This is a genomic window from Pseudomonas koreensis, from assembly GCF_025447595.1.
Classification (GTDB): domain Bacteria; phylum Pseudomonadota; class Gammaproteobacteria; order Pseudomonadales; family Pseudomonadaceae; genus Aquipseudomonas; species Aquipseudomonas koreensis_H.
On the sequence record NZ_JAOEJU010000011.1, the window covers coordinates 145,443 to 156,821 of the forward strand.

The window sequence follows — 11,379 nt, forward strand, 5'->3', positions numbered from 1 at the left end:
ATTTCGACATGCTGCTGCACATCCCCGCTCTGTTCGAGAAAGACGAAGTGCGGCGCATCCGCGAGGCTCTGGAACAGGCTGACTGGGCCGATGGCAAGATCACCGCCGGCTATCAATCGGCCAAGGCCAAGCACAATCTGCAACTGCCTGAAGGCCACCCGCTGGCCAAGGAAATCGGTGCCGCGATGCTTGAACGCCTGTGGAAAAATCCGCTGTTCATGTCGGCCGCGCTGCCGCACAAAGTGTTTCCGCCGTTACTCAACTGCTACACGGCGGGCGGCAGTTTCGATTTTCACATCGACAACGCGGTGCGTCAGCCCAAGGGCAGTATCGAGCGGGTGCGAACGGATCTGTCCGCCACGCTGTTCTTCAGCGAGCCGGAGGATTACGACGGCGGGGAGCTGGAAATCCAGGACACCTTCGGCACCCAACGGGTGAAACTGCCCGCCGGCGACATGGTTCTGTACCCCGGCACCAGCTTGCACAAGGTCAATGCGGTCACTCGCGGCGCGCGTTATGCCTCGTTCTTCTGGACGCAAAGTCTGGTGCGCGAAGACAGCCAGCGTGCCTTGCTGTTCGAGATGGACGGTGCGATCCAGCAACTCACCCAAGACATGCCCGATCACCCTTCGCTGATCCGCCTCACCGGCACCTATCACAACCTGTTGCGTCGCTGGGTCGAGGTATAAGTGGCGGACTTTCAGTTACGTCGCGAAGAAGTCCTCGACGGCGAACGCCTCACGGCCATGCTCGAAGAAAGCCCGGCCCGTGCGGCTCAGGCGATTCTGATGGCGGCCGGTGAGGGCGTGCTGGAAGCGCAGGCGCTGCTCGGGCAGATCCTGCTCGATGGTCATGGGATTGCTCAGGATCAGCCGTTGGCATTGCGCTGGTTCGCAATCGCCGCGGGGCAGGGACATCTGATGGCGCGCAACATGCTCGGCCGCTGTCATGAACATGGATGGGGTTGTGTGGCCGACGCAGCGGTTGCCGCCAGGCATTATCGCGTTGCAGCAGATGCCGGGCTGGATTGGGCGATGTACAACCTCGCCAATCTGCTGGCGACCGGGCGCGGGGCGGCTGTGGATCAGCCGCAAGCTCTGGGGCTTTATCGTCAGGCCGCCGAGTCGGGGCACGCCAAGTCGATGAATCTGCTCGGTCGGTATCTTGAGGAGGGGCGTCATTGCCGCGCTGACCCGGCCGCAGCCTTCGATTGGTATCGCCGCTCGGCGCAGAGCGGCGACTTCCGTGGCCAGTTCAGTTATGCCAGTGTTCTGGCCGAGCGCTCACAGATAAGAGAGGCGTTGAAATGGTACCGCCAGGCGATGTGCGGGGGACATGCTGTGTTTCTCCATGTGGCTGCCCAGACCTTGGAAAGCGCATCGCACCCTGCTATTCAAGCATTGGCTCAAGAGTACAAAGAGCGCGCAGAACACATGGCCGTCTAGTCAAACAAAACAAGCTGTTCGAAGTTTTCGATTCGTGTGTCTAGTTGTTGTTATTCTTTTTAAATAAATTGAAGGTGTGGTGCGCTTCTTTAGGTTTGGGTTTTATGTTTAAGTTCGCTTGGAAGAGTTGAGGCTTATCTGCTTTAACTTTCTTGTTGATTTAACTTAACTTAAAACTGATTAAAGGAATGATCATGTCTTCTTCCAGCTTATGGGGCGATGCCCTGAATAATGCCTCGCCTGAGCAAGTTATGCAGATGGCGGCGGCGGCGCCGAAGTTACTCAGCGATGCATCGGTTTCCGAGGGGGACGAGGTCGTGCGTGACCGCGGACTTCTCCTCACCAAAAAACAGATCATTGATTTGCGTAAATATGAAGCGGCCGGTCTGGCGCTTCCACATACCCTGAAGGATGTCGAAGATTATCTGCGTTTCGGCGCCGGGCAGGACGGTGGCCCAGGTTTAAACCCGACTGATTTCCTTTCGACCTTCGTCAACACCCGCAACCACGCAAGACGTTGGTCGCCGTTGCGTGAACGCATCATGATGACCGGGCAAGGGCTGAAGAGCTTTGCCAGCAGCATGCTCAATTATGGCAAATCGATTCAGGAAGTCTTGAGCGATGATGATTCAGTCGCGTTCCTCAAGGCAAACAAGATTAAGACACTCGCTCAGCTTAAGGCGCTGGAAATCGAACTGGGTGACAAGTTTCCGGATATTGAAATTGACCCTGATACGGTCGCGACGCTGGGCTATTACCTGCAACGGATATTCGAGAGGGTCAATAAAAACCTGAGCGATGTGCAGGGCATAAAAAATGATCTGGATATGTTTGGTTATGATCTGCGCGAGCATGTTTTGCCCGGCATAAAACTTCGGGTCGGACTGATTGACAGCAGTACGTTGGCAGAGAATGTCAAAGTATTGAAGAACAATATTGATAATCGTGCTAAAGAAATTGATATCAAAAACACTGAATACAAGGCGGCGGTTCAGGAGGCATTGAAGTCTGCAGCCGGGATGAACATCGTGGGCCTGGCCATGGCTATCTACATGGGGGTAGAGGCCGAAAATATTCGTGCTGCACGCAACGAGTTGTATGCCGAACAGGAGCGGAATATCCAGCTGCTGGCGAGTATGAATCAGACGCTCGGTTCCCTTGCCCGCGTCAAGCATGACCTGCAAAGTCTGATGATCGTGGCGATTGATGCTGACATTGCCACGCAGAACCTGATACATGTCTGGAAAAGCCTGGAGGTGCACATCTCCAACTCGGTAGCGGCGATGAACCGAGTCAACGACGCCTTGAGCCTGCGGATCTTCGGGACCGAATTCGAAGAAGTCGTGTTGCCATGGAAAGCCATCGAGACTGACTCGGACAAGCTTATCCAGGTCTTCAAAGAGGCTGATGCAGAATACGAGCGCAACTATTCGTTCAGCGCGCGTGCCTCGCGTGTGATCGGGATCAACACCACAGTGAGCTACCCGCCTGTGGACGTTGCCACCCTGACATCCTCTATTGAACAGGTGCGTGAAGCTCGCACTCAGGCAGAAGTTTTGAAAACCCGACTGGGTTACCTGCCCGATCTTTTTGACCGCTTCAAGCGAATCGTGATTGGCATGGGACAATGCCAAAGCCAATTGCAGGATTCGGCACAGTCGGGTGTGAATGATCTGCAAAACAGCCTGCGACGTCTCACCCGCAACGAGAAGGACCGGTTAAAAGAAACCGATCCTGAGGTCATTGAAGAAATCGATGATGAGCGTAAGGATATTTTGCGTTCGATCTCCTCTGCCATGACGAGGCAGGCATCTTTGGTGGGAAGCGCCTTGCGCAACATTGATGCACGGTTTGATGTTCGCCTGACACAGGCTTACATTGCTGATTTCCAGCGCGACGCGCTTGTGAACAATGCTGAAATTGCCCAACTGGAGGGCAAACTTGCAGAGCTTGCGGCTGAACGCAAGATCATCAATGACGGCGTCACTCTTCTGGAAAAAAGTGGCATCGAGAAGCTCGGCAAGGATGTTGAACTTACTATCGCCAAGATAACCGAGCTGGGCCTGGCTCCGCCGGAAATCAAACTGGTGATGGCGGCCATCGATCAACTGAAGCGAACCCTCATCGGCATCGGCGAATCTGTGCGCTTTCTGGACATGGTTCACGAGAGCGACAAGCTGAAGCTGAAAATCGAGGGCGTGCAGGCCGATATCGAACGTGAGCGCTCGGGTATCCGTGATTCGCAAGGCAAGGTCGCGTACCTGACGGCCATTCATGTCATGGAAGACTGTCGCGCCGAATATGCCGCCACCTACCGTCCTGCCGTGAATGCTTTTGAGAAATTGCGCGATGCGATCGATGTCGAGCGGTTGGACGACTTTGATGCACTCAGTGCCGCGTTGAAACAGCATGCGCCACTGTTTATCGCTTTCGTTGATCCGCTGTCATTACCGCAGCGCTGATTCTGCCGGCAGGCCGTGCTCTGTGTTTGTGTTTGATATCAGAGTCCGGCGCAGGATTGCCGATGGGCACGGTTCCATCGGCAACAAAAGTTCGATCAGACCAAGGAGAGGCTGATGCTTGAATATTTACTGGCAGAAAAAAACTTCGCTGCATTGAAGCAGTATGTGAAGTTTCTGCAGGATCTACCCCCTGCCTTACAGGAAATGACTGAGTTTAGTAAAAGCTTTGAACGACAAGGGCACACCATGCTGTCCCCACCAAATATTCAAAACCTGAGGCTGGCGGCACAAGCCAATGGAGCGTGTTGGCTGGCGATACAGGAAGCAACACCGTTGCTTGGCAGCAATTCCGCGCGGGTGTTACGTGAGGTATTCGGCTTTATTGAAGAGTTTCAGGCCACTGTTTCAAATGCCGACAATCACCGAGAGGCGATTGACACTATCGATCCACGGCAATTTTCATTGGTAAGGTCGCCTGTCTGGGGTAATGCACCCGCCGCAAGCATCATCGATGTGCTGCGGGAAATGGATCGACGACTGGAGCAATACCGGGGCACGGTGTTGAATTTCAAAACCCAGGTGACTAGCCTGGCTGAATCGATCCACAGCATCTTCGTACGTTTCATCGAGTGTTTGACGATGCCCATCTGTTCCTGCGATGAACCCATCGCCAAGATCGAAGTCTATTACAGCCTGGGTAAAATGGGATTACCCGGCACGACTTATGTGCCGGGCCGGTTGTATTCGCAGGAGGAGCGAATCGCGCTGTCCAAAGAGCATGTCGAGTTTCTGTTCAATCTGCGCCGACGCGCTGCCAGTGCGGCGAACAACCTCAGCGATTTCTGCTTTCGGATGACCTGGATGCTGGATGAAACGCAACAGATGCTTAGAAGCCATTACCCGACGATGACGATGGCGCGGGTAAAATCTACGCTGCCGATGCTTAAGGGACCGTTGAATGATGTGCAAAGCATGTCGGACCAACTGGTCAAAATGACCCGACTCTAAAGCATAAAAAAGCCCATGACATGTCATGGGCTTTTCGCGTTACGGGTAAGGTGCTTACACGTAGAACGATTTCAGCGGCGGGAAGCCATTGAACTCTACGGCGCTGTAACTGGTGGTGTACGCACCGGTCGACAGCCAGTACAGGCGATCACCGATCGCCAGGTTCAGCGGCAGGCCGTACTTGTAGTTTTCGTACATGATGTCGGCGCTGTCGCAGGTCGGGCCGGCGATCACGACTTCTTCCATCTCGCCTTTCTTCTCGGTCCAGATCGGGAACTTGATCGCTTCGTCCATGGTTTCGATCAGGCCGGAGAACTTGCCCACATCGGTATAAACCCAACGCTCGACGGCGGTGCGGGATTTACGCGCGACCAGCACCACTTCGCTGACCAGGATGCCGGCGTTGGCAATCAACGAACGGCCCGGTTCCAGAATGATTTCCGGCAGGTCATCACCGAAGTCTTCCTTGAGGAAGCGGATGATTTCTTCGGCGTAGGTTTCCAGGCTGTTGGTGCGGGTGATGTAGTTGGCCGGGAAGCCACCGCCCATGTTGATCAGCTTCAGGTGAATGCCGTCTTCTTCCTTCAGGCGCTCGAAGATCACTTTGACCTTGGCGATCGCCGCGTCCCAGACGCTGATGTCGCGCTGTTGCGAGCCGACGTGGAACGAGATGCCGTATGGCACCAGGCCCAGGTCGCGGGCGAGGATCAGCAGGTCCATGGCCATGTCGGTCTGGCAGCCGAACTTGCGCGACAGTGGCCAGTCGGCCGTAGTCGAGCCTTCGGTCAGGATGCGCACATAGACTTTGGCGCCCGGTGCGGCCTTGGCGATGTTGCGCAGGTCGGCTTCCGAGTCGGTGGCGAACAGGCGCACGCCCTTCTCATAGAAGTAGCGAATGTCCTTGGATTTCTTGATGGTGTTGCCGTAGCTGATCTGGTCCGCGCTGACGCCACGGCTCAGCACTTTGTCCAGCTCATAGATCGAGGCGATGTCGAAGCTCGAACCTTTTTCTTTGAGCAGGTCGATGATCTCGACGGCCGGGTTGGCCTTGACCGCGTAGTAGACCTTGGCGAATTCGAAACCGGCGCGCAGGTCATCGTAGGCCTGGGCGATCATCGCGGTGTCGATCACCACGAACGGGGTTTCCTGTTTGTCGGCGAACGCCTTCATTTTCTGAAAGGTTTCGCGCGCGAAATAGTCTTCGACCTGGATCGACATACTTGGGACTCCTAGTGGCAAACGTCGTTAATCAATGGGTGCATATGAACGTCCTCCGTATCCCCACTTTGGTTCGCCTACTTCCCAAGGCATGTCGCCGAAAGCAAAAAGGCCATGGGTCGCTGCCCTTGGCCTTGCTGTCTCGTCGTCAGTACTTGAGCCGGATGGATCGTTTCCAGCATGGACGTTCGGCGCGAACTTTAGGGCGTGAGGGGCCTGAGATCAACTAAAAATGTCGCGTTTTTGCACGCTTCTGACGTGCGTCGTGGATCTCACTCTTTGTAGCCGACCGATATGACGCTCAGATGTTCCGCCATAATTTTCAGGTGTTAAAAATACCTGCACGTTCGCAGCTGATGAGTGCAAATCGATGAAAAGTACGAAGGCGACAACATCGGCGACGTTGGCGGCGAGTGGGTGGTATGAGGGGGGAGTTGGCTTGCTCGAACGGGACGGCTGAGTAATATCACCTGACGCGACTGTTGATATTTTTTTTCACCTTGCTGAATAGAATGAATCTGTCAGGTTGAGGCCGGATACCAGTCGAAATTCGGACGCCGTCTGACAGATTGCTTCTCTTCGCTGCTCAATATCTCAAGTGCAGAGCTTAATTTTTTGGTTTATCGACTGCTTTGCAGAGCACCACCCGGTCTTTGAGGTGCAGTTCACTTGAATCAGTGGCGTTGTTCATCGCCAATATGAAGTCCAGCCATGCGTTATCCTGCTTCAAGAGGCGTTCAAGCTTTTTCTCACCAGAGCCGTCAGGAGGGTTGTCGAACACATACGGTCGGCAGCTGGAAAAACCCTTTGGCACGGTAGAAAGAAGATCGTAATCGCTGTTGTTCTTGACGATGTCGTACGTTTGCCAACTGAGGAATGACAGCAGGCAAAGCGCCACAGTGATCACCAGCGGCAAAGCGATACGCCATCGCAGGGGCACCGGATAGGCTTTCGCTAGCGCTCTGCGGGTCATGAAGTCGGTGATTTTTTTACCATTCACCAAGACCTGTACTACATCAAACTCCAACGGATTGTAGATCGATATTTCAACCGTTTCGTTGGGAGGGACGTCAGTGAGAATGAGTTCCTTGTCTTGCGCATTGTGTTGCCATTTGACTGCGGCTTCGTGGCGAGAGTAGACAATCCTGGGCGTGAATTGAAAGTTGCCTCGATACAGGACCTTCAGATTTGTCAGGGTCGTATTTGATTCGTTGTAAATGGCGATATGGGTGCAAACAAAACGATTTTCGCCCTCGACCATCTCGGCCGGTGCATGAAACAGATAAGGGCCCAAGGTCGTCCAGCCAACGGCATCGGGGAGTTCTTTACGTAATGCGTTCAGCGCCACGATTTGATCGATCACTGCATCATCCTTTTGATCCGTCCTTGAGAAGCGTTGTTAATCGCTCGCCAGAGGATGATATCCATGTGCCATTATTTGGGGCAAGCCGGCCTCCATTGATAAAGGGCTGAAGAGGCAGTGTAAACGGGGCTGTCAGACAGCCCCTTGTTATCAGGCAACCACCGCTTCGGCCGGCGACACAATATTGGTCTTCATCCCCCGCGATCGACCCGAGCTCAGGTACGCCGCAATCGACTCTTGCGTAACCTCGCCAAGGAACACTCGCTCGGCATCCATCACCGGCAACCATGCGCGATTGAACTCGTACATCCGCGACAACAGGATGCGCAAATGCTCGTCGTATGCAGCCGTGGCGTTGAACTCGCGGAGGAATTGCGCACAGGTGCCGGTCTGACGGTGCAGGTCGCGACGTCGCACGTAACCCAATGCCTTGTTCTCGGCACAGGTGACCACCACATAACGACGGTCGTGTTCATCCATCAGCTCCAGCGCATCCGCCACCGGGGTTTCCGGGCTCACCGACGGCGCGTTGTCCGCCGCGTCTTCGGCTTTCACCAGCAGCAGACGCTTGAGGGTGCTGTCCTGGCCGACGAAGTTGCTGACAAAGTCGTCCGCCGGATGGGCGAGCAAGGTATCCGGATGGTCGATTTGCAACAGTTTGCCGGCGCGGAAGATCGCGATCTTGTCGCCGAGCTTGATCGCTTCGTCGATGTCGTGGCTGACCATGATCACGGTCTTGTTCAGCGCGCGCTGCATCTCGAAGAATTCGTTCTGGATCATCTCGCGGTTGATCGGGTCGACCGCACCGAACGGTTCGTCCATCAGCAACAGCGGTGCATCCGCCGCCAGCGCGCGGATCACGCCGATCCGTTGCTGCTGGCCGCCGGACAGTTCGCGCGGGTAACGATGCAGATATTGCTTGGGCTCAAGCTTGATCATGCTCATCAGTTCGCGGGCGCGGTCGTGGCATTTCTGTTTGTCCCAGCCGAGCAGTTTCGGCACGACGACGATGTTCTCTTCGATGGTCATGTTCGGGAACAGACCGATCTGCTGGATCACGTAACCGATGTTGCGGCGCAGGGTCACTTCGTCGAGGTCGGTGGTGTCTTCGCCGTTGATCAGGATCTTGCCCGAGGTCGGCTTGATCAGGCGGTTGATCATTTTCAGCGTGGTGCTTTTGCCGCAGCCCGATGGCCCGAGGAACACACAGATTTCGCCTTCATTGACGGTCAGGCTTACCGAGTCCACGGCTTTCACATCTTTGCCGTTGCTTTGGAAGGTCTTGCTGAGGTTTTGAAGTTCGATCATTTGAGGAGTCCTTTTGGAGTCAGCGAACGTTGCAGCCACTGCAAAATGAGGTCGGCGAAGATCGCCAGAAGACTGACCAGCAGCGCGCCGACGATGAGCATCGACATGTCGCTGCGGCTGATGGAGGCGAGGATCAGTACGCCGAGGCCGCCGGCGCCGATGGTCGCGGCGATGGTCATCACGCCGATGTTCATCACCACGGCGGTGCGCACGCCGGCGAGGATCACCGGCACCGCGATCGGCAACTCGACCATGCGCAGGCGCTGGCCGAAGGTCATGCCGATGCCGCGTGCGGCTTCACGGATGCCCGGTTCGACGCCGGTCAGGGCGAGGTAGGTGTTGCGCATGATCGGCAGCAGTGAATAAAGGAACACCGCCGTGATCGCCGGCATCGGGCCGAGGCCCTGGCCGAATTTCGAGTAGAACGGCAGCAGCAGCCCGAATAGCGCAATCGACGGCACGGTCAGCAGCACCGTGGCGCTGGCCTGCAACGGACCGGCGAGGCTCGGAAACCGGGTCATCAGGATGCCCAGCGGCACGCCGATGAGAATCGCCAGGCTGACGGCGATGCCGACCAGGGTGATGTGCTGCCAGGTCAGGTGCATCACCTGCTGCCAGTCGAGGTGGGAAAAGGCGTTCAAAAATTCCATGTCTTTTCCTCCCTTAGTTCAGTGGGTGCTGGCGCAGGAAATCGGCAGCGACTTTCGACGGGCTTTCGTGATCGACATCGACCCGCGCGTTGAGCTGGCGCATGGTCTCGTCGTCGAACAGTTCGGCCAGCGGTTTGAGTTGCTCAGCCAATTTTGGATGGGCGTCGAGGTAGGCCTGACGCACGACTGGCGCGGCGGTGTAGTCCGGGAAGTAATGCTTGTCGTCTTCCAGCAGCTTCAGGCCGAAAGCATTGAGGCGACCGTCGGTGGTGTAGACCAGACCGGCAAACACCTGACCGTTGCGCAGCGCGGTATAGACCAGCCCTGCGTCCATCTGCCGGATGTTTTTGCGGGTCAGGTTCATGTCGTAGAGCTTGACCATGCCGTCCAGACCGTCGGAGCGGTTGGCGAACTCGGTGTCCAGCGCCACCAGGTGATTGGTCTTGGCCTCGCTGCGCAGCACGTCGTTCAACTGGCTGATGTTGCTGATCTGCGGATATTCCTCGGCGACCTTTTTGGGCAGGGCGAGGGCGTAGGTGTTGCTGAACTTCGACGGCGTCAGCCAGACCAGGCCTTTTTTCGCGTCGAGTTCTTTCACCCGGGCGTAGGACTGTTCGCTGTCGAGTTTTTCGGTGACATGGTTGTAGGCCACCAGCGACACGCCGGTGTATTCCCAGAGCATGTCCAGCTGCCCGCTTTCGTGGGCGCTGCGGGCCAGGTTGCTGCCCAGACCACCGGTGATCTGCGCGTCGTAGCCTTTGCTGCGCAGGTATTGGGCGGTGATTTCCGCGAGCAGGGTCTGCTCGGTGAATACCCGGGCGCCAAGGCGAATCACCGGTTTTTCGGCGGCTTGCGCCAATCCTGCGAACAGCAGAACGCAGCCTAAGATCAAGCTAAGTCGTTTCATGTTCATTCCTTCGCAAAAGCCTTAAGACGGGCGCAAACCGCGTTCCAGCCAGAGACGGCTGGCGAGGGTGACCACGCCATCGAGCAGCAGGGCCAGCAGTGCGGTGCACGCGGCGCCGAGCAGCAGTTGCGGCTGATTGTTCAGGGCGATGCCGGGGAAGATCAGGCTGCCGAGGCTGTTGGCACCGATCAGGAAGGCCAGCGGCGCGGTACCGACGTTGATCGCCAGCGCGACGCGTACACCGCCAACGATGATCGGCACGGCGTTGGGCAGTTCGACTTGCCACAGCACCTGACGCGGGGTCATGCCGATACCGATGGCAGCCTCTTTCAGCGAGCCCTGGACGTTTTTCAGCCCTTCATAGGTGTTGCGCACGATCGGCAAAAGAGAGGCCAGGAACAGGGCGAAGATCGCGGGGCCACTGCCGATGCCGAGAACCCCGAGGGCAATCGCAAGCACGGCGAGCGGAGGCACGGTGTTGCCGATATTGAAGATCTGCATGAAGCGTTCGGCGCGGCCGACCATGGTCGGGCGGCTCAGGAAGATACCGGCGGGGATGCCCACGACAAGGGCGGCCAGCATTGAAGCGAGGACGAGGATCAGATGAGCTTGCAGGTAAAACAACAAATCGTCGCGGTAGTGTTCGATCGTGTTGATGCCGATCCAGTGGACCAGCAGGGCCAGGAGCGCGATCACCACCGCACCTCCCATCAGCCCTTTGCCATAGCGGATAGCCACAGGCGGACTCCTTTTTTATAGTCGGCGAACGCAGTTCCGCGTGGCATGCCATTCCTGGCTGCCGGAGTCAGCGTTCGCGAGAAGCAGCTTTTTTTCAGCCCGGCAAAAGCGGTCTGAAAGCGAGCCATGAGCGCAGCCTCGTCAGGCTAACTTGCTGATTTTTCAGCCCCTGACGAAAATTCGTAACAGGGGATGGACGTCTCCGTGCTTTAAAAGGTTCCCATCTGCGGCAGCATTTGGCCACCCTTAATGTGCTCAACGGTTCGGTTATTGAATCGAG

General features: G+C 56.4%; 10 protein-coding genes. 4 read left to right on the forward strand and 6 right to left on the reverse strand.

Features of this window, described 5'->3' with window-relative positions:
• The first annotated feature begins 8 nt into the window (after nucleotides 1–8).
• The 4 genes from N8H71_RS15545 to N8H71_RS15560 all read left to right on the forward strand — a co-directional run bounded on the left by N8H71_RS15545 (nucleotide 9) and on the right by N8H71_RS15560 (nucleotide 4,915).
• Entirely contained in the window at nucleotides 9–689 is a 681-nt protein-coding gene (locus N8H71_RS15545) for a Fe2+-dependent dioxygenase (RefSeq protein ID WP_085698411.1), read from the forward strand.
• Nucleotides 690–1,445 (forward strand): tetratricopeptide repeat protein, encoded by a 756-nt coding sequence (locus N8H71_RS15550; protein WP_262194673.1) that lies wholly within the window; start codon nucleotides 690–692, stop codon nucleotides 1,443–1,445.
• Between the two features lie 194 nt (nucleotides 1,446–1,639).
• Entirely contained in the window at nucleotides 1,640–3,907 is a 2,268-nt protein-coding gene (locus N8H71_RS15555) for an alpha-xenorhabdolysin family binary toxin subunit A (RefSeq protein ID WP_262194675.1), read from the forward strand.
• Between the two features lie 114 nt (nucleotides 3,908–4,021).
• A complete protein-coding gene (locus N8H71_RS15560; RefSeq protein WP_262194676.1) occupies nucleotides 4,022–4,915 on the forward strand; it encodes a hypothetical protein in 894 nt (297 codons plus the stop codon).
• Between the two features lie 54 nt (nucleotides 4,916–4,969).
• On the opposite strand, the gene N8H71_RS15565 is transcribed toward N8H71_RS15560, so the two are convergent.
• The 6 genes from N8H71_RS15565 to N8H71_RS15590 all read right to left on the reverse strand — a co-directional run bounded on the left by N8H71_RS15565 (nucleotide 4,970) and on the right by N8H71_RS15590 (nucleotide 11,072).
• Nucleotides 4,970–6,133, reverse strand: coding sequence for a type III PLP-dependent enzyme (locus N8H71_RS15565; protein ID WP_007953693.1), 1,164 nt, complete (start codon nucleotides 6,131–6,133; stop codon nucleotides 4,970–4,972).
• A 607-nt stretch (nucleotides 6,134–6,740) separates the two neighbouring features.
• Complete coding sequence (locus N8H71_RS15570) at nucleotides 6,741–7,496, reverse strand: hypothetical protein (protein WP_262194677.1); 756 nt, start codon at nucleotides 7,494–7,496, stop codon at nucleotides 6,741–6,743.
• Nucleotides 7,497–7,646: 150 nt separating this feature from the next.
• Entirely contained in the window at nucleotides 7,647–8,804 is a 1,158-nt protein-coding gene (locus tag N8H71_RS15575) for an osmoprotectant ABC transporter ATP-binding protein OsmV (protein WP_093104729.1), read from the reverse strand.
• Nucleotides 8,801–9,454: an ABC transporter permease gene (locus N8H71_RS15580; protein ID WP_007953690.1), complete on the reverse strand. Its 654-nt coding sequence runs from the start codon at nucleotides 9,452–9,454 to the stop codon at nucleotides 8,801–8,803. Before N8H71_RS15580 ends, N8H71_RS15575 begins: the two co-directional genes overlap by 4 nt.
• 13 nt (nucleotides 9,455–9,467) lie before the next feature.
• On the reverse strand, nucleotides 9,468–10,361 hold the full coding sequence (locus N8H71_RS15585) for a glycine betaine ABC transporter substrate-binding protein (RefSeq protein WP_262194678.1): 894 nt from the start codon (nucleotides 10,359–10,361) through the stop codon (nucleotides 9,468–9,470).
• A 21-nt stretch (nucleotides 10,362–10,382) separates the two neighbouring features.
• Nucleotides 10,383–11,072 carry an ABC transporter permease gene (locus tag N8H71_RS15590; protein WP_262194688.1) on the reverse strand — a complete coding sequence of 230 codons (690 nt, stop codon included), beginning with the start codon at nucleotides 11,070–11,072 and terminating at the stop codon, nucleotides 10,383–10,385.
• Nucleotides 11,073–11,379 lie beyond the last annotated feature (307 nt).

Bases quoted from the DNA above. Each gene is read 5' to 3' on its own strand.
- N8H71_RS15580 (WP_007953690.1), bottom strand. From the start codon at position 9,454: ATGGAATTTTTGAACGCCTTTTCCCACCTCGACTGGCAGCAGGTGATG.
- N8H71_RS15590 (WP_262194688.1), bottom strand. From the start codon at position 11,072: ATGGGAGGTGCGGTGGTGATCGCGCTCCTGGCCCTGCTGGTCCACTGG.
- N8H71_RS15545 (WP_085698411.1), top strand. From the start codon at position 9: ATGCTGCTGCACATCCCCGCTCTGTTCGAGAAAGACGAAGTGCGGCGC.
- N8H71_RS15560 (WP_262194676.1), top strand. From the start codon at position 4,022: ATGCTTGAATATTTACTGGCAGAAAAAAACTTCGCTGCATTGAAGCAG.
- N8H71_RS15585 (WP_262194678.1), bottom strand. From the start codon at position 10,361: ATGAAACGACTTAGCTTGATCTTAGGCTGCGTTCTGCTGTTCGCAGGA.
- N8H71_RS15575 (WP_093104729.1), bottom strand. From the start codon at position 8,804: ATGATCGAACTTCAAAACCTCAGCAAGACCTTCCAAAGCAACGGCAAA.
- N8H71_RS15565 (WP_007953693.1), bottom strand. From the start codon at position 6,133: ATGTCGATCCAGGTCGAAGACTATTTCGCGCGCGAAACCTTTCAGAAA.
- N8H71_RS15555 (WP_262194675.1), top strand. From the start codon at position 1,640: ATGTCTTCTTCCAGCTTATGGGGCGATGCCCTGAATAATGCCTCGCCT.